The sequence below is a fragment of the Actinoplanes sp. NPDC026619 genome, from assembly GCF_040638295.1.
Taxonomy (GTDB): Bacteria; Actinomycetota; Actinomycetes; order Mycobacteriales; family Micromonosporaceae; genus Actinoplanes.
The window spans coordinates 135,190-157,298 of the sequence record NZ_JBEZYA010000016.1 but is presented as its reverse complement, the minus strand read 5'-3'; the positions used below and the strand labels follow the sequence as shown (position 1 = coordinate 157,298).

At 71.4% G+C, this 22,109-nt stretch carries 24 protein-coding genes; 15 read left to right on the top strand and 9 right to left on the bottom strand.

Going from position 1 to position 22,109, the window contains the following annotated elements; genetic code table 11:
- Positions 1-144: 144 nt before the first annotated feature.
- Positions 145-315, bottom strand: a complete 171-nt coding sequence (locus tag AB0E90_RS31110; protein WP_360413742.1) for a hypothetical protein — start codon at positions 313-315, stop codon at positions 145-147.
- Between the two features lie 102 nt (positions 316-417).
- Between AB0E90_RS31110 and AB0E90_RS31105 the strand changes: the two genes are divergently transcribed.
- The 5 genes from AB0E90_RS31105 to AB0E90_RS31085 all read left to right on the top strand — a co-directional run bounded on the left by AB0E90_RS31105 (position 418) and on the right by AB0E90_RS31085 (position 4,865).
- Positions 418-762: a VOC family protein gene (locus AB0E90_RS31105; RefSeq protein WP_360413739.1), complete on the top strand. Its 345-nt coding sequence runs from the start codon at positions 418-420 to the stop codon at positions 760-762.
- On the top strand, positions 759-1,202 hold the full coding sequence (locus tag AB0E90_RS31100; RefSeq protein ID WP_360413736.1) for a pyridoxamine 5'-phosphate oxidase family protein: 444 nt from the start codon (positions 759-761) through the stop codon (positions 1,200-1,202). Before AB0E90_RS31105 ends, AB0E90_RS31100 begins: the two co-directional genes overlap by 4 nt.
- A 15-nt stretch (positions 1,203-1,217) precedes the next feature.
- Positions 1,218-3,569 carry an excinuclease ABC subunit UvrA gene (locus tag AB0E90_RS31095; RefSeq protein ID WP_360413733.1) on the top strand — a complete coding sequence of 784 codons (2,352 nt, stop codon included), beginning with the start codon at positions 1,218-1,220 and terminating at the stop codon, positions 3,567-3,569.
- A 69-nt stretch (positions 3,570-3,638) separates the two neighbouring features.
- Complete coding sequence (gene sigJ / locus AB0E90_RS31090; RefSeq protein ID WP_360413730.1) at positions 3,639-4,523, top strand: RNA polymerase sigma factor SigJ; 885 nt, start codon at positions 3,639-3,641, stop codon at positions 4,521-4,523.
- 6 nt (positions 4,524-4,529) lie between these two features.
- Positions 4,530-4,865: a siderophore-interacting protein gene (locus AB0E90_RS31085; protein WP_360413727.1), complete on the top strand. Its 336-nt coding sequence runs from the start codon at positions 4,530-4,532 to the stop codon at positions 4,863-4,865.
- A gap of 5 nt (positions 4,866-4,870) precedes the next feature.
- On the opposite strand, the gene AB0E90_RS31080 is transcribed toward AB0E90_RS31085, so the two are convergent.
- The 3 genes from AB0E90_RS31080 to AB0E90_RS31070 all read right to left on the bottom strand — a co-directional run bounded on the left by AB0E90_RS31080 (position 4,871) and on the right by AB0E90_RS31070 (position 6,958).
- Complete coding sequence (locus AB0E90_RS31080) at positions 4,871-5,578, bottom strand: GAF domain-containing protein (protein ID WP_360413724.1); 708 nt, start codon at positions 5,576-5,578, stop codon at positions 4,871-4,873.
- Between the two features lie 205 nt (positions 5,579-5,783).
- Positions 5,784-6,518, bottom strand: coding sequence for an NAD(P)H-binding protein (locus AB0E90_RS31075; RefSeq protein WP_360413721.1), 735 nt, complete (start codon positions 6,516-6,518; stop codon positions 5,784-5,786).
- Positions 6,519-6,583: 65 nt separating this feature from the next.
- The gene (locus AB0E90_RS31070; protein ID WP_360413718.1) at positions 6,584-6,958 is read right to left on the bottom strand and encodes a hypothetical protein; all 375 of its coding nucleotides are present in this window, start codon (positions 6,956-6,958) and stop codon (positions 6,584-6,586) included.
- A 214-nt stretch (positions 6,959-7,172) separates the two neighbouring features.
- On the opposite strand from AB0E90_RS31070, the gene AB0E90_RS31065 reads away from it, so the two are divergent.
- Positions 7,173-7,784 (top strand): hypothetical protein, encoded by a 612-nt coding sequence (locus tag AB0E90_RS31065; RefSeq protein ID WP_360413715.1) that lies wholly within the window; start codon positions 7,173-7,175, stop codon positions 7,782-7,784.
- The gene (locus AB0E90_RS31060) at positions 7,774-8,643 is read left to right on the top strand and encodes a PfkB family carbohydrate kinase (protein WP_360413712.1); all 870 of its coding nucleotides are present in this window, start codon (positions 7,774-7,776) and stop codon (positions 8,641-8,643) included. The genes AB0E90_RS31065 and AB0E90_RS31060 overlap by 11 nt, the downstream gene beginning before the upstream one ends.
- Here AB0E90_RS31060 and AB0E90_RS31055 read toward each other — a convergent pair.
- The 3 genes from AB0E90_RS31055 to AB0E90_RS31045 form a co-directional block, all read right to left on the bottom strand.
- Positions 8,635-9,570 (bottom strand): cation diffusion facilitator family transporter, encoded by a 936-nt coding sequence (locus AB0E90_RS31055; protein WP_360413709.1) that lies wholly within the window; start codon positions 9,568-9,570, stop codon positions 8,635-8,637. The genes AB0E90_RS31060 and AB0E90_RS31055 overlap by 9 nt on opposite strands.
- A 45-nt stretch (positions 9,571-9,615) precedes the next feature.
- Positions 9,616-9,828 (bottom strand): hypothetical protein, encoded by a 213-nt coding sequence (locus AB0E90_RS31050; RefSeq protein ID WP_360413706.1) that lies wholly within the window; start codon positions 9,826-9,828, stop codon positions 9,616-9,618.
- An 89-nt stretch (positions 9,829-9,917) separates the two neighbouring features.
- Positions 9,918-12,668 carry a S8 family serine peptidase gene (locus tag AB0E90_RS31045; RefSeq protein WP_360413703.1) on the bottom strand — a complete coding sequence of 917 codons (2,751 nt, stop codon included), beginning with the start codon at positions 12,666-12,668 and terminating at the stop codon, positions 9,918-9,920.
- 384 nt (positions 12,669-13,052) lie between these two features.
- On the opposite strand from AB0E90_RS31045, the gene AB0E90_RS31040 reads away from it, so the two are divergent.
- The 4 genes from AB0E90_RS31040 to AB0E90_RS31025 are packed head-to-tail and all read left to right on the top strand — an operon-like array spanning position 13,053 to position 16,492.
- Complete coding sequence (locus AB0E90_RS31040; protein WP_360413700.1) at positions 13,053-13,775, top strand: ATP-binding cassette domain-containing protein; 723 nt, start codon at positions 13,053-13,055, stop codon at positions 13,773-13,775.
- The gene (locus AB0E90_RS31035) at positions 13,772-14,545 is read left to right on the top strand and encodes an ABC transporter permease (protein ID WP_360413697.1); all 774 of its coding nucleotides are present in this window, start codon (positions 13,772-13,774) and stop codon (positions 14,543-14,545) included. Before AB0E90_RS31040 ends, AB0E90_RS31035 begins: the two co-directional genes overlap by 4 nt.
- Positions 14,546-14,558: 13 nt before the next feature.
- Positions 14,559-15,845 (top strand): sensor domain-containing protein, encoded by a 1,287-nt coding sequence (locus tag AB0E90_RS31030; protein WP_360413694.1) that lies wholly within the window; start codon positions 14,559-14,561, stop codon positions 15,843-15,845.
- A 2-nt stretch (positions 15,846-15,847) separates the two neighbouring features.
- Entirely contained in the window at positions 15,848-16,492 is a 645-nt protein-coding gene (locus AB0E90_RS31025) for a response regulator transcription factor (RefSeq protein ID WP_360414064.1), read from the top strand.
- Here the strand turns inward: AB0E90_RS31025 and AB0E90_RS31020 are convergent.
- Positions 16,489-16,974 (bottom strand): GNAT family N-acetyltransferase, encoded by a 486-nt coding sequence (locus AB0E90_RS31020; RefSeq protein WP_360413691.1) that lies wholly within the window; start codon positions 16,972-16,974, stop codon positions 16,489-16,491. The two genes, AB0E90_RS31025 and AB0E90_RS31020, sit on opposite strands and share 4 nt — an antisense overlap.
- A gap of 50 nt (positions 16,975-17,024) precedes the next feature.
- On the opposite strand from AB0E90_RS31020, the gene AB0E90_RS31015 reads away from it, so the two are divergent.
- Complete coding sequence (locus AB0E90_RS31015; RefSeq protein ID WP_360413688.1) at positions 17,025-17,852, top strand: alpha/beta hydrolase; 828 nt, start codon at positions 17,025-17,027, stop codon at positions 17,850-17,852.
- Positions 17,825-18,691, top strand: coding sequence for a sigma-70 family RNA polymerase sigma factor (locus tag AB0E90_RS31010; protein WP_360413686.1), 867 nt, complete (start codon positions 17,825-17,827; stop codon positions 18,689-18,691). Before AB0E90_RS31015 ends, AB0E90_RS31010 begins: the two co-directional genes overlap by 28 nt.
- Here the strand turns inward: AB0E90_RS31010 and AB0E90_RS31005 are convergent.
- Positions 18,675-20,084, bottom strand: coding sequence for an MDR family MFS transporter (locus tag AB0E90_RS31005; protein WP_360413683.1), 1,410 nt, complete (start codon positions 20,082-20,084; stop codon positions 18,675-18,677). The genes AB0E90_RS31010 and AB0E90_RS31005 overlap by 17 nt on opposite strands.
- A 71-nt stretch (positions 20,085-20,155) precedes the next feature.
- On the opposite strand from AB0E90_RS31005, the gene AB0E90_RS31000 reads away from it, so the two are divergent.
- On the top strand, positions 20,156-20,755 hold the full coding sequence (locus tag AB0E90_RS31000) for a TetR/AcrR family transcriptional regulator (RefSeq protein ID WP_360413680.1): 600 nt from the start codon (positions 20,156-20,158) through the stop codon (positions 20,753-20,755).
- Positions 20,752-21,795 (top strand): serine/threonine protein phosphatase, encoded by a 1,044-nt coding sequence (locus AB0E90_RS30995; protein WP_360413677.1) that lies wholly within the window; start codon positions 20,752-20,754, stop codon positions 21,793-21,795. The genes AB0E90_RS31000 and AB0E90_RS30995 overlap by 4 nt, the downstream gene beginning before the upstream one ends.
- Positions 21,796-22,109: the final 314 nt, after the last annotated feature.

Below are 22,109 nucleotides of genomic sequence, written 5' to 3'. Positions count from 1 at the left end.
CTACCCCCGAAGCGGTCATGCCGACACCCGCCGGTGGAACGGGCGCGGCCCGGATGCAAAGACCTTAGGAAGGTAGGCATCGATCCGACGCAAGGGGAAGAGTTAGACCGATCTCGATCCAATATTCGCGGTGATCGCGTCTTGTCAGAATGTGGGCGTGTCGATACCGAGCGTGGCGGCCGGCTCGATCGTCCGGCGCGGCGTCGGGCACTTCCGGGCGACGGCGGCCTCGTCGCGTTTCGCGGCGGTCCCGTGCACCACCCGGACGTCGTCGTTCTCGTAGCCGTGGATGTCGCCGACGATGAGAGTGCGCACCGCGCCAACGATGCCCGGCCGCCGAACCGATCAGGAAACGAGAAGTTTCGGCGGAGGGGCGCGGTTAGCGTTTCGGGCAGGACGAGCGAGAGAAGGAAGATCATGAACCACGGCATCAAGACTGTCCTGCACCCCGTTGCTGACCTGGGCAAAGCCAAGGCTGTCTACGCCGCTCTGCTGGAAACGCAGCCGTCGGCGGACAGTGAGTGGTATGTCGGCTTCGACGTCGCCGGGCAGCACATCGGGCTGGTGCCCGGTGGTGGGCCGCAGGGGCTCACCGGGCCGACCGCCTACTGGCACGTCGACGACATCGAGGCCAAGCTCGCCGAGGTGACCGCGGCCGGCGCCACCGTCAAGGACCAGCCGAACGACGTCGGCGGCGGGCGGCTGGTGGCCTCGTTCACCGACGCCGACGGCAACCTGCTGGGCCTGGTCCAGGACAAGTGACCGCCGCACCCCGCTCCCGCGAGCAGCGCCGCCTCGACACCGAGCGCCGCCTCGCCCACGACGTCGATCTCTGGGTCGCCACCGCCTCCGCGGACGGCGTGCCGTGGCTGATCCCGCTCTCTTTCGAGTGGGACGGCCAGACACTGCTGCTGGCCACGTCCGCGATCAGCCCGACCGGCCGTAACCTGGACAAAGGCGCCGTCCGGCTGGGTCTGGGCGACGTCCGCGACGTGGCTATGATCGATGGCGACGTCGAGGTCCTCGAGATGGGCGCGCTGCCGCGGGAGCGGGGTGACCGGTTCGCGGCGCGCACCGGGTTCGACCCGCGTGGCCTTTCCGGTTACCGCTGGTTCCGGGTGACACCGCGCCGGGTGCAGGCCTGGCGCGAGGAGAACGAGTTGCCCGGCCGCGTGCTGATGCGCGCCGGCCGCTGGCTATAAGGGGAGAAACGACCGATGCACGAGGCCGATGCCCACGACCTGATCCGCGTGCACGGTGCGCGGGAGAACAATCTCAAAGACGTCAGCATCGAGATCCCGAAACGCCGGCTGAGCGTCTTCACCGGGGTGTCCGGGTCGGGCAAGAGCTCGCTGGTGTTCGACACGATCGCGGCCGAGTCGCAGCGGATGATCAACGAGACGTACAGCTCGTTCATCCAGGGGTTCATGCCGACCCTGGCCCGCCCGGACGTCGACGTGCTCGAGGGCCTGACCACTGCGATCATCGTGGACCAGCAGCGGATGGGCGCCGACCCGCGCTCGACCGTGGGCACCGCCACCGACGCCAGCGCGATGCTGCGCATCCTGTTCTCCCGCCTCGGCACGCCGCACATCGGCTCACCGCAGGCGTTCTCCTTCAACGTCGCCTCGATCTCCGGCGCGGGCGCGGTGACGACGGAGAAAAACGGCGAGAAGGTCAAGGAGCGGCGCTCGTTCAGCATCGTCGGCGGCATGTGCCCGCGCTGCGAGGGCCGCGGCGCGGTCACCGACTTCGACCTCACCCAGCTGTACGACGCGGACAAGTCGCTCAACGAGGGCGCCCTGGTGCTGCCGGGCTACAGCATGGAGGGCTGGTACGGGCGCATCTTCCGCGGCTGCGGCTTCTTCGACCCGGACAAGCCGGTCGGCAAGTTCACCAAGAAGGAGATGCACGACCTCCTCTACAAGGAACCCACCAAGATCAAGGTCGAAGGCATCAATCTGACGTACGAGGGACTCATCCCCCGCATCCAGAAGTCGATGCTGTCCAAGGACATCGACGCGCTCCAGCCGCACATCCGCGCGTTCGTCGAGCGGGTCGTCACGTTCACCACCTGCCCCGAGTGCGACGGCACTCGCCTTTCCGAGGCGGCCCGCTCGTCCAAGATCAAGGGCATCAGCATCGCCGACTGCTGCGCGATGCAGATCAGCGACCTGGCCGAGTGGGTGGGCGGCCTCGACGAGCCGTCGGTGGCGCCGCTGCTGGCGTCGCTGCGGCACACGCTCGACTCGTTCGTGGAGATCGGGCTCGGCTACCTGTCGCTGGAGCGGCCGTCCGGCACCCTCTCCGGTGGCGAGGCGCAGCGCACCAAGATGATCCGGCACCTGGGCTCGGCGCTCACCGACGTCACGTACGTCTTCGACGAGCCGTCCATCGGCCTGCACCCGCACGACATCCAGCGGATGAACGACCTGCTCAAGCAGCTGCGGGACAAGGGCAACACGGTCCTGGTGGTGGAGCACAAGCCGGAGATGATCGCGATCGCCGACCACGTCGTCGACCTCGGCCCCAAGGCGGGCACCGAGGGTGGCCAGGTGATGTTCGAGGGCACCGTCGCCGGGCTGCGCAAGAGCGGCACCCTGACCGGCCGGCACCTCGACGACCGGGCGTCACTGAAGGACGACGTGCGCAAGGCGTCCGGGTTCTTGAAGATCGCCGACGCGAACGCCCACAACCTGCGGAACGTCAGCGTGGACATCCCGCTCGGCGTGCTCGTCGTGGTCACCGGCGTGGCCGGCTCGGGCAAGAGCTCGCTGATCCACGGGTCATTGGCCAAGAAGGACGACGTCGTCTCGGTCGACCAGACGCCGATCCGCGGGTCCCGGCGGAGCAGCCCGGCGACGTACACCGGACTGCTCGAACCGATCCGCAAAGCCTTCGCCAAGGCCAACGGCGTCAAGCCGGCGCTGTTCAGCGCCAACTCCGAGGGCGCCTGCCCGAACTGCAACGGCGCCGGCGTCACCTACGTCGACCTCGGCGTGATGGCCGGCATCGCCACCACCTGCGAGGTGTGCGAGGGGCGGCGCTTCGACGACGCGGTGCTCGAATACCAGTTCGGCGGCCGCGACATCAGCGAGGTCCTGTCGATGCCGGTGGCCGAGGCGGTCGAGTTCTTCGCCGACGGCGACGCGAAGACGCCGGCCGCCCACAAGATCCTCACGCACCTGTCCGAGGTGGGCCTCGGCTACGTCAGCCTGGGCCAGCCGCTCACCACCCTGTCCGGCGGCGAGCGGCAACGCCTCAAGCTGGCCACCCACATGGGCGACAAGGGCGGCCTCTACGTGCTGGACGAGCCGACCACCGGCCTGCACCTGGCCGACGTCGACCACCTGCTGGCCCTGCTCGACCGGCTGGTCGAGGCGGGCAAGTCGGTGATCGTCATCGAGCACCACCAGGCCGTCATGGCCCACGCCGACTGGATCATCGACCTGGGCCCCGGCGCCGGCCACGACGGCGGCCAGATCGTCTTCGAGGGCACGCCGCGCGACCTGATCGCCGACCGGTCCACGCTGACCGGGCAGCACCTGGCGGAGTACGTCCGGGCCTGAGCAACGGCCGCAACGGCGGCGGTGAAGTCGGTGACAGACAGGGCGGCGAAAGGGGGCGAGGATGGCGGGGTGACCGATCTCGAAGATGCCGCCCGGGTTTTCGCGAGCGTGCGGCCTCGGCTGTTCGGCATCGCCTACCGCATGCTGGGCAGCGCCTCCGAGGCGGAAGACCTGGTGCAGGACGCGTGGCTGCGCTGGCAGACCACCGACCGCGCCCGGGTGGAAAATCCGGGCGCGTTCCTCGCGACGACCACGACGCGGCTCGCGATCAACGAGCTGCAGTCGGCGCGGGTGCGCCGGGAGACCTACATCGGGCCATGGTTGCCCGAGCCGGTCGACACCAGCGCCGACCCCTACCTGGGCGCCGAGCGCGACGAGGCCCTCGCCTTCGCGTCGCTGCTGCTGATGGAAAAACTCACCCCGACGGAACGTGCGGCCTTCGTGCTGCGAGAGGCTTTCGATTACCCGTACGCCCAGATCGCCGGCATTGTGCAGTCGACCGAACCGGCGGTTCGGCAGTTGGTCAGTCGCGCCCGCAAACACATGACCGGCGAGAAACGCGCGCAGGTGGTCCCGGCGGCACAGAAGGAGCTGCTCAGCACGTTCCTGGCGGCGGCGCGCTCGGGTGACCTGGCCGCGCTGGAGAAGCTCCTGGCCGCCGACGTGGCCAGCATCTCGGACGGCAACGGCGCGATCCGGGTGGCCCGGCGGCCGGTGCTCGGCCGGGAGCGGGTGGCGAAGTTCCACGCCGCGCTCTCCCATTCGTACTGGGACGGCGTGGAGATCTCCTATGTCACCACGAACGGCCAGGCGTCGGCGGTGCTGAGCCGCGACGGCGCGGTCGAGGGGGTGCTGACCGTCATCGGATCGCCCGACGGCATCGAACAGATCCTCTGGATGGCCAGCCAGGAGAAGATCGCGGCAGTCACAAAGTCGGTTGCTGCCCGGTCTTAGCCGGGCATGCACGATGTCGTGTGCGACTTCGCCGAAGCCTGCCGGTCATCCGACCTGGCCGGGATCCGGGCCGCCCTCGACGCCGACGTGGTCGCGATCTGCGACGGCGTCGGATCGGTCTCCGGCGCCCCGGCCGTCGCCCGGCTCGTTCTGGAGCTGCTGTGCGGCCGGCCGGACACGTCGCTGACCCTGGAATCGGTCAACGGGTCCGAGGGGCTGGCGCTGTGGTCGGTCTCCGGCCAGGCGCTGGCGGTGGTGGCCGTGGACCTGGTCGCGGCCCGGATCATCGCGCTGTGGATCGTGCTCAGCCCGGCGAAGCTGCGCGGCTGGCGCCGCCGCTGAACCGGTCAGCGGTTGCGGTAGGCGGCCAGGCCGCCGAGCTCCTCGCTGGCGATGAACACCGACCGCACGTTGATGATGGCCTCCTCGACGTGCGCGGGGCAGCCCCAGGCGGCGGCGCCCCACGAGTCGGCGATCTTGATCTCGGCCGGCGCGGTGCACGCGGCGCCGCCGCCGAGCCGGCAGCGTTCGGGGTGCGGCCGGGCGGCCTGCACGGCCGTGGCGGCGTGCATCTGGGCGGTGAGGCCGGCGGCGGCCGCGGCCCGCTTCTCGGTATCGGCGCGCAGCTCCCGCTCCGCGAGCACCGCCTTGGCCAGGCCGTCGTGGGCCGACTTGGCGCGCGCCTCGGCGGCCGCCTTCGCCTGTTCGATGTGGTGGCGCTCGATGGCCAGGGCAGCGGTTCCGGCGAAGAGCCGGGCGAGCGCCAGGTCGGACTCCTGCGGGACGCGCGGGGTGCGGTGGTACATGGCGAAGGTGCCCAGCAGGCCGCCGTCGCGGGCCAGGATCGGCGTGGACCAGCAGGCGGCCAGCCCGGCCCGGCCGGCCAGCTGCCGGAAGTCGTCCCAGAACGGGTCGGTGCCGATGTCGGTGACGATGACCGGTTGCCGCCGATGGGCGGCGGTGCCACCGGAGCCGACGCCTTCGCCGGCGGCGATCCCGGGCGTGCGCGCCGGCGCCCAGCTCCACCCGCACGTCACGGCCGGTGTAGGACTCACCCGTGGCGTAGACCTCGTCGAGCAGGGCGAGGAAACCCTGCCCGGCCAGCTCGGGCATCAGCTCGGCGAACGCGACCCCGGTGCGGTGCCGTTCCTCCCGATGGCCGCGAAGAACGCCGGGTTCGCCGTCGCCACCACGTGCTCCGGCCCGGCGAGCGTCCCGGCGGCACCAACCTACGGCACCGCCGGGCGCGACCTGCTGGGTCTATCGGGCCAGCCACTCCCGGTACGAGGTCTTCTCGATGACCGTGCCGTCCTTGGCGATCAGCGCGTCGCCCTTCGCGGCGGCGAACATGCCGGCCGTGTCGTCGGTGACCACCGGGCGCTTGTCGCCGCGCGCCTCCAGGGTCAGGCGGCCGAGCTCGTCGAGGGCGAACACCTCCGGGCCGGCGTAGTTGCGGGTGCCCATCAGCGGGCTGCCGACACTGACGTCGGCCACCGCCTGCGCCACCTCGGCGGCCGCCATCGGCTGGACCAGCGTCGCGGGCAGGCGGACGGCGTTCCCGTCGGCGGTCCACGTCAGCACCGCGTTCATGAACTCGAAGAACTGCGTGACCCGGACGACGGAGTACGGGATCGGGCCGGCCTTGAGGATGTCCTCCTGGAGCACCTTCGCCCGGTAGTAGTCGAGCTCCGGCACCAGCTCGGCGCCGACGATCGACAGCACGACCGCGTGCGCGACGCCGGCTTCCTGGGCCGCGGCGAGCAGGTTGTCCATGGTCGTGCGGAAGAACGCGAGCGACGCCTCGTCGAACGTCGGCGAGTTCGTGAGGTTGACCACCACGTCGGCGCCGGCCAGCGCTTCGGCCAGCCCGGCGCCGCTGAGCAGGTCGAGACCGCTGGACGGCGAGTGCGGCACCGCCTCGTGCCCGGCGGCGTTGAGAATCCGGACGACCTGGGAGCCGATGAGCCCGGTTCCGCCGATGACTGCGACCTTCATTGTTTCGGCCTTCCGTTGGGGTTTTGCCAACTGAGACCGAACCGGCTCCGGATCTGTGACCGGCCTCAGACGACCGGCGTCTGCTGCAGCGCCTGGGCGAGGGCCTCGGCGTTCTTCTTGTCGACCCGCGGGAAGGTCAGCGCGATGCCGTCGCCCGCGTTGCCGAACGCGATCCGCACCAGGCTCATGACGCCCATCTTGACCTCGGCCAGCGACACCACCTCGCGCGGCATCTCGCCGAGGATCGCCTTGCCGGGGCCGCCCAGGAAGGTCTGCGGCAGGAAGATCAGCCGCCGGTTGGTGACCACGATGAACTGCTTCTTCGACTTCGCCAGTTTGTTCGCCAGCACCGAGCCGACGGCCTCCTGGAGGATCGCCTGCTTGGCGATGGCACCGAGTCGGCCGGACGAGAACTTCCCGACCATCGCGCGAGTCGCCACGATGGGCGCCTCACCGGGCTGAAGAATGGTCTCTACCTGCGCAAACGCGCGAGTCTGGAGCTTCTCTTGCATGACGATCCCGTTCTTCGATCTGAACAAGCCGCGCAGATGGTAGTTCCGGCCCGGCCATCCCAAGATCAACCGAATAGTCAGATCAATTGGCCGGCCCGCGACACCCCGATTCATCGCCGGGGCGGCGGGTAACCCCATGCGCATGGAGCAACGGGACACGGTCAAGGAGCTGCTGGAGCAGCGCGGGCAGAGCTATGCCGAGGAGGCCGGCATCACGCTGGGCGACAAACCGTCGCCGCTGTACCGGCTGCTCGTTCTGGCCACGCTGCTCAGCAAACCGATCTCGTCGGGAGTCGCGGTCGCCGCCGCCCGGGAATTGTTCAAGGCCGGCTGCCGTACGCCGCAGCGCATGCTCGCCGCCAGTTGGCAGGACCGGGTCGACGCGCTGGGCCGGGGGCACTACCGGCGCTACGACGAGAGCACCGCCACGATCCTCGCCGACAGCGCCCAGCTGTGCCTGGACAGCTGGGGCGGCGACCTGCGCCGCCTCCACGAGGAGGGCGGCAGCGATGTGCGCGCGCTGAAGGACCTTCTCACCCGGTTCCCGGGAATCGGGCCGACCGGGGCCGACATCTTCCTGCGCGAGGTGCAAGGTGTGTGGCCGGACATCGCCCCGTACGCCGACCAGAAGGTGCTCGACGGAGCGCGGCGCGCCCATCTGCCGGCGGACCCGGACGAGCTCGCGGGTCTGGTCCCGGCCGGAGAGCTTCCCGTTCTGATGTCGGCGCTGGTGCGGGTCGGCCGTGAGCACTGACCGGATCGTGGTGGTCGGGCAACTGGCCCGGGACATCGTGCTGCAGGTGGACGGGATCCCGGAGGCCGGGACGGCCGGGGACGTGTCCGGGCGGCGGGAGATGCTCGGCGGCAAGGGCGCCAACCAGGCGGTGGCGGTCGCTCAGCTCGGCGTGCCGGTGAGCCTGGTGGCGGTGGTCGGCGACGACTTCGTCTGCGACCAGCTCCTCGCGCGGGCGATCAGCGACGGCATCGACGTGCGGCCGGTCGTGCGGCGCCGCGGCGCGCCCACCGGGTTGATCGTGGAGGTCCTCGAAGCCGACGGCCAGTGGCGCTACCTGCAACATCTTCCCGAGTCGGTGCTGCTCACCCCGACCGACGTCGACGGTGCCGCCAATCTGCTGCGGGACGCCGGCGCGGTCACGATCCAGCTGCAGCAGCCCGCCGACGCCGTCAAAACCGCCATCCGGCTCGCCCGGGAGGGCGACGCGCTGGTGGTGGCCGACGGTTTCGCCGACGCCGGGATCATCGCCCGGGCCGACGTGGTGCGCGCCGACGAGCACGAGGCCGGGATGCTCGGAGACATCGACAAGGTCCTCGATTCCGGCCCGGAGCTGGTCGCGTTCGCCACCACGGACGGAAATCTCTTCGCGTGGCGTGGGCCGCGCTGGGGTGAAGGACGACTGGAGCTGCCACTCACCGGCGGCCCGGTCGTCGACACCACCGGGGCGGGCGACTCGTTCACCGCGGCGCTCACTGTCGCGCTGCTGCGCGGCGACTCCCCCGCCGACGCGGCGCGAAAGGCCGTCGACGCGGCCGGCGACACCGTCCGCCGCCCCGGTGGCCGCCCCGACCTCGGACGCGACGACCGCTCAGCGTGAATCGGGCCCGTCGCCGGCCTGGCCGGTCAGGGTGATCGTCACCTGTGCGATGGACGGGTCGGCCAGCAGGTCGGCGTGCATCTGGTCCACCTTCGCGAGCAGGTCGCCGACCGGGCCGTCCTGGCGCTGCGGCGTCAGGCGGATGTTGACGAGCAGGTTGGACGGGCCCATGTAGACGGCGTGCACCGTGGTCGGCTCGGCCACCCAGTCCGCGGCGCCGACCTGCTGCCGGATCGGGTCGACCACGTCGTCCGGGGCGGCCTCCTCCACCAGCAGCGCCTTGGAGCGGCGGGCCAGCAGAAACGCCACCACGATCAGCAGCACGCCGATCAGCATGCTGCCGATCGCATCCCAAGCGGCCCAGCCGGTGCCGGCGTGCAGCAGCAGCGCGGCCATCGCGATGCCGAGACCGATCAGCGCGGCCGTATCCTCCATGAACACGGTGGTGGCGCTGGGATCGGACGCCCGGGCCAGATGCTCGCGCATCGAGCGTTGCTGCTCGGCGGCGTCGCTCTTGAGCTGCTTGCGGGCGGTCTGCCAGGAGTACGCCTCGAAGCCGAACGCCACGACCAGGACCCCGACGCCGACCCACAGCGACTCGACCGGCTCGGGCAGCAGCAGGCTGCGCACGCCCTCGCCGATCGACAGCGTGCCGCCGACGAGGAAGATGCCGAGCGCGGCGAGGAACGACCAGAAGTAGCGCTCCTGCCCGTACCCGAAAGGTCGTTCGGAGTCCGGTCCGCGCGCCGATTTCCGCAGGCCGATGAAAAGAAGGATCTCGTTGCCGGTGTCCGCGACCGAGTGCGCCGCCTCCGCCCACATGGACGCCGACCCGGTCAGCAGCGCCGCCACGATCTTGGCGACGGCGATTCCCAGGTTGGCGATGACTGCGACGATCACCGTACGGCTACTGCTGCTCTCGGCCACGGAGCGCACCTACCCATCGGCGGGCCGGCGCAACCAGCCTTGCGGTCAGTGCACCTCGCGGAGTTTGCCGGTCTCCACCTCGTAGACGAAGCCGCGCACCGACTCCTTCACCGGGACGAACGGGTCCTCGAGGATGCGGCGCAACGACTGCCGCACGTCCGCGTCGAGGTCGCTGAAGGCCTCGGCCGCCCACGGCGGGCGGATGCCGACCTCGCGCTCGATCGCGCTCTTGAACTCGTCGTCGGTGAAGGTGAGCATGCCGCAGTCGGTGTGGTGGGGCCTCCCGGTCGAGTCGGGTCGTACCGGCCCCACCATAACCACATCTCCGACCGGTCGACTAGGTGTGCTTAATGCTGGTCGAACGTGTCGTGGGTGATGTATTGACCGGTCGGCGGGGTCACGGTCGAGCGATTCGGGGTGGACTCCCACGTCCAGCTGCCGTCGGTGTTGCGGATCAGGTACTTGAACTCGATGGCGGTGTTCGGCGGCAGCGAGACGCTCGCCGACCAGACCGGGTAGGTCGCGGCGGACAGCGGGATCGCCCGCGCCGGGTCCCACTGGCCCAGCTCCGGGATGCTGCCGACGACGTAGAGGTTCTGGCCGTAGACGGTGGAGCCGGTGACGTTGAACGTGGCGGCGATGCGATCGGCCGGCGGGTGCAGGGTCACCCCGCTGCCGTCGGTGACGGCACTTGTCATGTACGCGTACGTGAAGCCGTCGGTGCCACCGGTGTTCTCCAGGCCGATCGTCGCGCTCGTGCCGCTGGCCCGCTCCCCCGTCAACCCGCGGTACTTGTAGGTGACGGCCCCGTCGGCGTGCAGGATCGCGCTGACCGACACCCGCTGGGACGAGTCGCCGAAGAACATCACGTTGCGCCACTCGACCACGAACGTGTCCGCGCCGGCCGCGGTGTAGATCCCGGCCGCCGAATCGAGGTAGAGGTCGTCCCAGAACGGATAGAGCGCGTCGTTGGGCTCGGTGTTCAGCGGCAGGGTGGTGTTCGCGAACGAGGTCGAGGCGTTGTCGAACGCGATCAGCCCGTTGCTGCCCACCCAGGCCTGGGTGTGCCCGACTCCGTAGAGCGGGAACGAGAACGGCAGCGTCACCGATACGGAACTGTCGTCGCCCGTGATCTGCAACTGCTGGTCGCCCGCTCTATAACCCTCGATGGCGGCGTTGCAGGTGTATCCGTAGTGGTCGGCCAGCAGCGGCAGGTCCAGGTCGAGGCTCTGGTCGGCGGTCAGGGTGATCGCGCGGGTGACCGGCGACGCGCAACCACCGGCCGGGCGGGCGGCGAGTGAGTAACTGCCGAGCGGTGCGGCGAGCCGGTAATGGCCGCCCGAATCGCTGGTGACCGACACCGGCGTACCCGCCAAAGCCACCGTCACACCCGGAACCGGGCTCCCGCCGCTGATGATCAGCCCGGAGAGCAGCGCGGAAGCGCTGGTGGTCAGAGCCGCGTCGGCGTGCGCGGCGTCTCCCCCGGCGATCGACACGTCCCCCTCGAACGTGTCGTAGCCGAAGGCGCTGATCCGCAGGTGGTAGCGGCCGGCGAGGAGCCGGCCGAACCGGTAGCCGCCGTCGGCCGCGGTGGTCAGCGTCCGGTTCGCCGGCCCGCTGACCGTCACGGTGGCGCCGGTCAGCGGGACGCCCACGCCGGTCACCGTGCCGGTCAGGCTGCCGCTCGGGCTCACGGCCATCGTGACCGCCGCGTACGCGTCGAGTTTGCCCTGGCCCCAGACGTTGTTGTCGGCGGCCGTCCCGCCGCAGCCGGTGTCGTCGGTGTCGATCGCCGTCTCGTCGAGGATCTCCCGGGTCGCGGCGATGTCGTGCCGCAGCGCCGGGGCCGCCGCCCACATCAGCGCGACCGTGGCGGCGGTGTGCGGCGACGCCATCGAGGTGCCGCTGTAGACGCCGTAGCCGCCCGGGACGCTGGACCGCACGTCGACGCCGGGCGCTGCGATGTCCGGCTTGATCGAGCCGGCCTCACCGGTGCCGCGGCTGGAGAACGACGCGATCGCGTTGTTGACGTCGAACGCGCCGGACGCGTACGTCGCGTTGTAGCTGCCCGGCGTGCTCGCGGTGCCGCAGCCGGGGCCGTTGTTGCCGTTGGAGAACGCCGGGAAGATCCCGGCCGCCACCCAGCTGTTGACGATGTCGGAGTACCACGGGTCGAAGCCGGAGCCGCCGCCCCACGAGTTGTTGACGACGTCGGGGGCCAGGTCGGGGCGCGGGTCGTTGCCGTCCCGGTCGGTCGGGGCGACGATCCACTGGCCGGCGGCGAGCAGCGAGCCGATCGAGCAGGAGGTGCTCTCGCAGCCCTTCGCCGCGATCCACCTCACGCCCGGGGCGACGCCGATCCCGTCGGCCCCGGCCATCGTGCCCATGGTGTGCGTGCCGTGCCCGGCGTTGTCGCAGGGCACGTTGTCCGGGCAGGTGTGTGACGGGTCGTACCAGTTGTGGTCGTGGCTGACGCTGCCGTCGGCGTTACGCCCGCGGTAGTTGGCGGCGAGCGCCGGGTGGTCGAACTGGACGCCGGTGTCCACGTTGGCGACCACGATGCCGGCGCCGGTGTCGCCGCGCTCGGTCCAGACCCGCGGCGCGTTGATCCGGTCGATGTTCCACTCGACCCCGCCGGCCTCGGCCTGCGCGGCGCCGGCCTGCACCGCCGGCAGCCGGATCGGGTCGTCCGGCAGGATCGCCTTGACCTCGGGCCGGGCGGCCACGGCCGCGAGGGTCGCGGCGTCGCCGGTGACGCGCATGGTGTCGGCGATCCAGTACGTCTCGAACGTGGCCTTGCGCTTGCCGAGCAGCGTGCGCAACGCGGCCTGGTCGCGGCTCGCGCCGGCCTTGCCGTCCCGCAGAACGGCAGAAGCCTTGGCCGCCTTGCCAGTGGCCTTGCGGGCGGCCGCCAGGTTGTCCGACCCACGCAGCAGCACCCAGAACGCGGCCTTGCGGCCCCCCGCAACTTGCGCCTTGACCTTCGCGGCGACCTTGTCAGGTCCGGCGGCCGAGGAAGCCGCGGAAGCCGGCGCCGCGACTGTTCCGGTCATGACGGCAGCCGTGGCGAGCACGGCTGCCCAAGATCGGAATCTCATCCAAATCCCCCCAGCCCGCGGGGAACGGTCGCCCCCGCGAACGGACGGAAGGTATCGACGCGGCTGGACGTCATGCAAGTTCTTGCAGTTCTTGCAGTCTTGTTTCGTAAGCATGTCAGGACCGAGACAACGCCAGGTGAACACCATCGGCGCAGCTAGATGATTTGTTGTGGACGACCACATTTGGTCGCGCATGGCGAAGAAACGCGATTCGGGGTTGCGCGGCCGACGTCGTACCCGGCATTGTGGACGGTCTTGCAAGAACTCTCAGGCGGCCGTACGGGGGAAATCCCCCAGCCGAAGACGGCAGCCAGCCGGATCCCGCCCGGGCCACCACCTCCCTAGCGTCATCTTCCGTAAGCAACGGCAACGGAAGGAGCTCGGGTGATCGAGGTTCGGGAACTCACCAGGCGATATGGACCGACGCTGGCGGTGGACGCGCTCAGCTTCGAGGTGCGGCCGGGCAGCGTCACCGGCTTCCTCGGCCCCAACGGGTCGGGCAAGTCCACCACGATGCGGCTGATCCTCGGCCTGGACCGGCCCGACGCCGGCCAGGCGCTGATCGGCGGCCGCCGCTACCGCGAGTTGCGCCGGCCGCTGCGCGAGGTCGGCGCGATGCTCGAGGCCAAGGCGTTCCACCCGGGCCGCAGCGCCCGCAGCCACCTGGCCGCGCTGGCCGCCGGCAACGCGATTCCGCGGTCCCGGGTCGACGAGGTCCTCGACATGGTCGGCCTGACCGGCGCGGCCGGGCGGCGGGCCGGAAAGTTCTCCCTCGGGATGGGGCAGCGTCTCGGGGTGGCCGCGGCGCTGCTCGGCGATCCGGCGGTGCTGCTGCTGGACGAGCCGGTCAACGGCCTGGATCCGGAGGGGGTCCGCTGGATCCGCACGCTGCTGCGGTCGCTGGCCGCGCAGGGCCGCACGGTGTTCGTGTCCAGTCACCTGATCAGCGAGATGGCGCTGACCGCCGAGCGGCTGGTGGTGATCGGCCAGGGCCGGCTGCTCGCCGACACGACCGTCGCCGAGTTGTCGGCCGGGGCGGCATCGCTGGAGGACGCGTTCTTCCGGCTCACCAGCGGAGCGGTCGAGTACCGGGGGGCGACGTCATGAGCGGCGGCAGTTACGGCCTGGCCCAGGCGGCGCGGATGGAATGGATCAAACTGCGCAGCCTGCGCTCCACCTGGTGGACCCTGGCCGTCACCGCCGCCGGCACCGTCGGCATCGGCCTCGCGGTCGGCCTGAACAGCCGGAACGCCGACGCGGACCTGACCAACAACGCGCTGGCCGGGGTGGTTCCCGGGCTGCTGCTGGCGGGCGCGCTCGGCGTCCTGACCATGACCGGCGAATACAGCTCGGGAACGATCCGGGCCACCCTCGCCGTCATCCCGCGCCGCCCGCTGGTGCTGGCGGCGAAGGCAGCGGTTTTCGGGGCGGTGACTCTGGTCGTCGGAGAGCTCGCGGCATTCACCGCGTTCCTCGCCGCCGCGGCCACCGTGCGCCACGGCATCGCGGCGCCGGCGCTGGGCGATCCCGGCGTGCTGCGGGCGGTCGTACTGTCCGGGGCGGCGTTCTGCCTGATCGGGCTGCTCGGCCTGGGATTGGGCGCGATCATCCGGTACAGCGCCGCGGCGGTCGGGGTGCTGGTGGCCGGCGTGTACGTGGTCGCGCAGGTCGTCGGCTTCCTCGCGCGCGACGCGGCGGCGTACATGCCGATCCTGATCCTGGAGAACTCGCTCAGCACGACCAGGCCGGTGACCTGCGGCAGCGACCCGTCCTGTCCGGACTTCCTGTCCGCGTGGGCCGGGCTCGGCATGCTGTCGCTGTACGCCGCGATTGCCCTCGCCGCCGGCGGATGGCTGCTGTCCAAGCGGAACGCGTAAGCGGGAGGATGTGATGATGCGCCTTCGCGAGCTGTGGTTCTGCCTGGCCGGGGCGCCGTTCGCGCTGATCAGCCCGCCGGTGCTCGCCGTCCTCGCGGTGGACCTGACCTGGTGGGCGGCCGACGGCGGGCGGGGCAACCCGTCGCCGGCCGAGATCGCCGTCGCCATCGCGGGCGTGGGACTGCTGCTCGTGCTGGCGGTGGCCACCGGGGCGGCCCGGCGGCTCGGCGCACTGCAGCGGCGACTCGCTGACCGGCTGCTCGGACTACGGGTCGCCGCGCCGCCGGCGCGGCGGCACCCCGGCGACGGCGCCGGCTGGCGGGTCATCGCCTACCAGTTCATCAAGCTGCCGGTCGGCCTGGTCGAGCTGTACGCCGTGTACTTCTGGATCGGCGGCCTGGTCAACCTGTGTTACCCGCTCTGGTGGGGCGCGTTCCGCAACCACCCGGCCGGCACCGAGCTGAGCCCGGTGCCGGTGTTCACGCCGCTCGGGCTGTTCGGCGAGGGCACCTTCCACGTCGCCACCCTCCCCGGCACGTTCGCCGCCGCCGCGGCCGGAGCGGCCATGCTGCTGGCCGCCCCGTGGATCACCCCGGCCGTCGTGTCCGCCGACGCCTGGCTCATCCGCCGCCTGCTCGGGCCCGGGCGGCTGGCGCAGCGCGTCCACGATCTGGAGCTGAGCCGGGCCCTGGCGGTCGACGACTCGGCCGCTCTGCTGCGCCGGCTCGAGCGCAACCTGCACGACGGCGCGCAGATCCGGCTGGCCACCCTGGCGATGAACCTCGGCATGGCCCGGGAGAAGCTCGGCGACGGCCCCGAGGTGCCGGACGCCGCGGCCGCCCGCGAGCTGGTCGACGCCGCGCTGCGGGGCGCCAAGGACGCGATCGGCGAGCTGCGCGTCCTGGCCCGCGGCATGCACCCGCCGGTGCTCGACAACGGGCTGGCCGACGCCCTCGCCTCGCTGGCCGCCGACCGGGCGATCCCGGTCGAGCTGGACGTCCGCATCCCGCATCGCCCCACCCCGGCGATCGAGACCATCGCCTACTTCTGCGCCGCCGAGCTGCTGGCCAACGCGGCCAAGCACAGCAACGCCGGCCGGCTCGCCGTCCGGGCGGCCGGGCAGCGGGACATTCTGCTGCTCAGTGTCGCCGACGACGGCACCGGCGGCGCCGACCCGGCCCGCGGCACCGGCCTGACCGGGCTCGCGCAGCGGGTCGCCGTGGTCGACGGCCGGCTCACGATCACCAGCCCACCCGGCGGGCCGACCACGATCACCGTCGAGCTCCCGATGCGCGCATGAGCGTGCGGGTGGTGATCGCCGAGGACGCGGTCCTGTTCCGGGCCGGGCTCACCCGGCTGATCGAGGACCGCGGCCACCGCGTGTGCGCCGCCGTGGGCGACGGCGGCGCGCTGCTGGCCGCGGTGGCCGAGCATCGGCCGGACGTCGTGGTGGCCGACATCCGGATGCCGCCGGCGCACACCGACGAGGGACTGCGGGCCGCGATCGAGATCCGCCGCACCCACCCTGGCACCGGGGTGCTGGTGCTGTCCCAGTACATCGAGACCAAGTACACCGCCCGGCTGCTGGAAGGCAACGCGGCCGGCGCCGGCTACCTGCTGAAGGAGCGGGTCGCCGACGTCGCCGAGTTCACCGGCGCGCTGGAGCGGGTCGCGGGCGGCGGCACGGCGCTCGACCCCGAGGTCGTCGGCCAGCTGCTGCGGGCCAGCCGCCGCGCCGACGGCCTGGCCGCGCTGACCGCGCGCGAGCGTCACGTGCTCACGCTGATGGCCGAGGGCCGGTCGAACGCCGGCATCGCCGACGCCCTGGTGGTGACCGGCGGCACCGTCGAGAAACACATCGCCGGCATCTTCGACAAGCTCGGACTGCCCCCGGCCGAGGCCGACAACCGCCGCGTCCTCGCGGTCCTGCGCTACCTGAGCAGTTAAAACTCGCGGTACATCAGGTGCAGGCCGACGCGACCCAGGGACGGGTGCTCGAAGGCGCGCGGGACGGTGCCGAGGACCTGGAAACCCTGGCGCTCGTAGACCGCGACGGCGCCGCGGTTGGTTTCGACCACGGCGTTGAACTGCATTCCGGCGTACCCCTGCAATTGCGCCCAGCCGGTGGCGTCGCGGCACAGGGCCGAGCCGACGCCGTGCCCGCGCTCGTTTTCCGCGACCATGAAGCTGGCCGTCGAGATGTGCGCGCCCGGCCCGCCCCGGTTGGCGCCCATCTTGGCGGTGCCGAGCACGCGGTCGCCCTCGGCGGCGACGACGGTCCGCCCCGGCGGCGCCTCGAGCCAGATGCTCCGCGCCTGCGCCTCGGTCATCGCCGGGTCGAAGGGGAAGGTGTCGGCGGCCCGCACGACCTGCTGGACGATCGCCCACACCTGCGGCCAGTCCGATTCCCGGTAATCACGCACGATCATCGCCGCAAGTTACCCGATTCCTTTTGTGTACGGCGGCGGTCGGTACCCACATGGATCCGATAAGAGAGATGTACGCCCGCTGGGCCGCCGGCGACATGGGCGCGGACGACCAGTGGGGCGACGTGACGGCCGAGCCGCGTGGCCTGGACTATGTGGAGGTGTCGGCGGGCGGTGTGCCGGCGATGTGGCTCAGCCCGCACGGCGCCGGCCCCGACCGGGTGATCGTCGCGCTGCACGGCGGCGGCTTCGTGGGCGGCTCGCTCTACACCCACCGCAAGATGTACGGCCATCTCGCCAAGGCGGCCGGCGTACGGGTGCTGCTCGCGACCTACCGGCACACGCCCGAGTTCCGTTACCCGGCACAGATCGAGGACGTGGTCACCGCGTACCGCTGGGCGGCAGCCGGGGCCCGGACGGTGGCGCTGGCCGGCGACTCGTCCGGTGGCGGTCTGGCCGTGCAGGTCGCGCTCCGTGAACCGGGCGCGGCCGCGCTGCTGTTGCTGTCGCCGTGGATCGACATGGACCCGGCGCAGACCGCGACCTCGTACGAGGAGAACGCCGCCACCGACCTTTTCTTCACCCGGCCGATGGTGCAGGGTCTGATCGGGATGTACCTGCCGGAGGATATGAGCGGCTCGGCGCCGGAGGTCAACGCGTTCCACGCCGACCTGTCCGGGCTGCCGCCGGTCTACGTGCAGTGCGGCGGCGACGAGAGCGGCCGGGGTGACAGCGAGCGCCTCGCCAAGGTGACCGGCGCCCGGCTGGACGTCTTCGACGGGCAGTTGCACACGTTCCAGATGGCCGCCGGGCGGGCGCCGGTTGCCGACGAGGCGATCAGGGGGTTGGCCGCATGGGTGCGCCCGAAGCTGGGGCTCTGACCGAGGCGTTCGAGCGGGAACGGCGGGGGTTGCTGGCCCATGCGTACCGGATGCTCGGGGCCTATCACGAGGCCGAGGACGTCGTGCAGGACACCTACGTGCGGGCGCTGCGCGGGTGGGCGGCGTTCGAGCATCGGTCGTCGGTCGCGACCTGGCTCTACCGGATCGCCACCAATGTCTGCCTGTCCACGATCGAGATTCGCGGCCGGCGCGCGACGGCGGCCGGCCCGCTGCTCGAGCCGTTTCCGGCCGACCCGGCCGAGGTCGTCACCGCGCGGGAGAGCGTGCGGCTCGCCTTCGTGGCCGGCCTGCGGCACCTCGCCCCGCGGCAGCGTGCCGTCCTGCTGCTGCGGGAGGTGCTGGCCTTCTCGGCGGCCGAGACCGGCGAGGCGCTGAGCATGTCGGTGCCGGCCGTGAAGAGCGCCCTGCAGCGGGCCCGGGCCCGGCTCGCCGAGGCGGCCCCGGCTCGCGACGACGTGCTGGACGCCTCCTCGCCGCGGGCCCGGGAACTGCTCGCCGGTTACATGGCGGCGTGGGAGGCGTCCGACGCCGCCGCGTTCCGCGAGGTGTTGCGGGCGGACGCGGCCATCGAGCCGATCGGCCACCCGGCCGTGTATTCCGGGCGGGAAGCCTGCCTGGCCTTCGCAACGCCGTCGATGGGCGCCGCGGGTGACTGGCGGATGGTGGCGACCGAGGCGAACGGCCAGCCCGCCGCGGTGTCGTGGTTCCGCGGCGAGCCGTTCGGCGTGGCGGTGCTGACCGTCGCCGCGGACGGGATCCTGGCGATCACGCTCTTCGGCGACCCGAAGCTGGCGGACGCCTTCACGCCGACGCCTTGACCGCCGCCGGGGCGGGTGCCGGGGCCATCTTCTCGGGGAGGACGAAGGACAGCAGAACGGCCACACCGGTGAAGCCGACGGTCCACCAGAACGCGATGCCGAACGCGGTCGCCAGGGAGTTGCTCGTCGCCGCGGTCGCCAGGATCACGGCCAGCAGGGCCACCCCGACCGAGCCGCCGACCTGTTGGGCGATCCGGGTCACGATGCTGGCGTGCGGCACCTGGTCGCGCTCCAGGCCGAGGAACGCGACCGTCATCAGCGGGATCATCACCATGCCCATGCCAAGGCCACGCACGAACAGGGTGGCCATCAGCGGCCAGAGCGTCGTGCCGCCGCCGGCGAACGCGAACGGAACGGTGGCCACGCCGACCAGAGCGAACCCGAGGACGGCGACCACCCGGGCACCCAGGCGCTCCTGCAGCCGGACGGCCACGGTGCGGCTCAACAGCGAACCGACGCCCTGCGGGAGCAGCAGCAGGCCGGCGTCCAGGGCGCTCATCCCGCGCAGCTCCTGGAAGTAGAGCGGGAGCAGCAGCATCGCGCCGTAGAGCGAGGCGCCGGAGAGAAACATCAGCGCTGTGGCCGCCCAGGTTGGCCGGGAGCGCAGGATCTCCAGGTCGACCAGCGCGTCGCCGCGACGGCGCAGGGCCCAGAGCACGAACGCGGCCAGGAGCAACGCGCCGGCGATCAGCGGGACGAGCACGTCGGCGCGGGTGAAGCCACCGGGGCCGGACACATTCGACAGGCCCCACAGCAGTGCCACGAGGGAGGGTGACAGCAGGATCAGGCCGACCACGTCGAGGCGGACACGGCGGCCGGGCTCGTCGGCCGGGATCATCCGCCACGCCAGGTAGAGCCCGGCCAGGCAGAGCGGCACGTTGACCAGGAACAGCCAGCGCCAGTCGCCGGCGCCGAGGATCAGGCCGCCGATCACCGGACCGAGGATCGGGCCGACCGCGGCCGGCAGCGCGACGGTGGACATCAGGCGGGTGCGGTCGCCGCCGGTGGCGGCCTGCATGATCATGGTCATCATCAGCGGCATCATCGCGCCGCCCCCGACGCCCTGGACCACCCGGAACGCGATCAGGCTGGACGCGTCCCAGGCGAACGCGCAGAGCACCGAGCCGATCAGGAAGACGGTGAGGGCGGCCATCCACAGCCGCTTGGCCCCGAGGTGGCTCTGCAGCCAGCCGACGACCGGGATCACCACGCCCAGGGCCAGCAGATAGGCGGTGCTGACCCACTGGATGGTGCTGACGTCCGCGCCGAGGTCGGCGGCGAGCTCGTGCAGCGCCACGCTGACGATCGTGGAGTCGAGGATGACCGCGACACCGCCGGTGAGCACCGCGATCGCGGTGCGCAGAGCCGTCGGGTCGATGCGGGGTGAGGACATCAAGCGCCACCTTAAGGTACGCGTCTGTATCTAACGCTTGCGACGGTACGACGCCGCGATAAGATACGCAAGTGAGTCTTAAGCAGCCCGATCTGAAGCAGCGCCGTCGTGGCGCCGACCTCGAAGACGCGATCCTGGACGCGGCCTGGGAGATCCTGCTGGAGCACGGTTATCCCGGCTTCACCTTCGAGGCGATCGCCGCGCGCGCCGGCACCAGCCGCCCGGTGCTCTACCGTCGCTGGCCCCAGCGCAACGACCTGCTGCTGGCCACGCTCCGCAAGTTCTGGACGGCGCAGCCGGTCGTGGTGCCGGACACCGGCAACCTGCGCGACGACGCGATCGCCATGATGCAGAACACGGTGGCCGGCCGCTCACACATGATCACCCTGGTGAGCGTGCAACTGGCCGACTACTTCCGGGACACCGGCACCAGCTTCAGCGAGCTGCGCGACCTCCTGCGCAAGCCGTACCGCACCACCGCCTTCGAGCAGATCGTCGCCCGCGCGGTCGGGCGCGGCGAACTCCCCGACGTGCCGCGCATCTCCCGCGTCGTGAACCTGCCGTTCGACCTGCTCCGCCACGACATGCTGATGACGATGCGCCCGATGTCCCGGGAATCGATCGTGGAGATCATCGACCAGGTCTGGCTGCCGCTCCTGCGAGCATCGTGACCGCCCGCGCCGACCGGTTCGGTGCGGTGTCCACGGCACTGGCCCGGCTCGACGACCAGCAGCTCGGCCGGCTCGTGGACGCGGCCCCCACCACCGGCTCCGGCGTCGGGGGCGCCTCCGCGGCGCTGGAGATCGCCGGCGCGCCGGTCTTCGTGAAGCGGATCCCGCTGACCGACCGGGAACGCGAGCCGGCCAACGTCCTGTCGACCGCGAACCTGTTCGAGGTGCCGGCGTTCTGCCACTACGGCATCGCCCGGCTGGCCGGCCCCGGCTTCGGCGCCTGGCGGGAGCTCACCGCGAACACCATGACGACGCGCTGGGTGCTCGCCGGGGAGAGCGAGGCATTCCCGCTGATGTACCACTGGCGCGTGCTGCCCGGAGCGGCGCCACCGGCCGAGGAGCACGCGGACATCGGCCGGGTCGTCGCCTACTGGGACGAGTCGGCGGCGGTGCGTCGACGACTGCAGGCCCTGGCCGGAGCGTCGGCGAGCCTGGTGCTTTTCCTCGAACACCTCCCGGCGACGCTGCACGACTGGCTGGCCGCGCAGCTCGCCGCCGGCCCGGAGGCGGTCGCCGCCGCCTGCGCGATGGTGGAGCGCCGCCTGCGCGCCGACGTCGCCTTCATGAACGCGGGCGGCCTGCTGCACTTCGACGCCCACTTCCGCAACATCCTGACCGACGGCCACCGGCTCTACCTCGCGGATCTCGGTTTGGCCATGTCGCCCCGGTTCGATCTGTCGCCGGCCGAGCGGGACTTCGTCGCGCGCAACACCGGCCACGACGCCGGCTATGTGATGCGGGAGCTGGTCAACTGGATCACCGCCAACGTCGCCGGGGTGGCGCCGGTCGCCGAACGTTACGAGTACGTCCGGCGGTGCGCGGCCGGGGCCCCGACCGGCAATGTCCCGCCGCCGATCGCCGCGCTCCTCCGCCGCCACGCGCCGGTCGCGACCGTCGTGAACGACTTCTACTGGGACTTCTTCGGTTCGAGCCGGACCACGCCCTATCCCGCCGGGCAGATCGAGCGCGCCCTCGTCTAGCGAGCTTTGGGTGGTCAGGGTCGCGACAATCAAAGCCTCTTCCCTGTACGGGCTGCGATGTCCACAACCGCACTCTCACCCGACCGCCGGCACCACGCGACCGCCGTGCAACACGGGCACGTGCCGCGACTTTCGGGCAAGCCGACCCCACACCCGCCGGCTTTGCTCTGGAAATCGGGCCTTCGCGAGTCTCCGCGTGGATCACGGCCTACGCGTCTAGCAGACCGAAACGCCCGATCGGTCCCTCTCGGGCCGGACGGGCGTTCGCGTTCTCACCGGGAGCACGCCCGGGCGGCCCTGATGCTCTCGCGTGA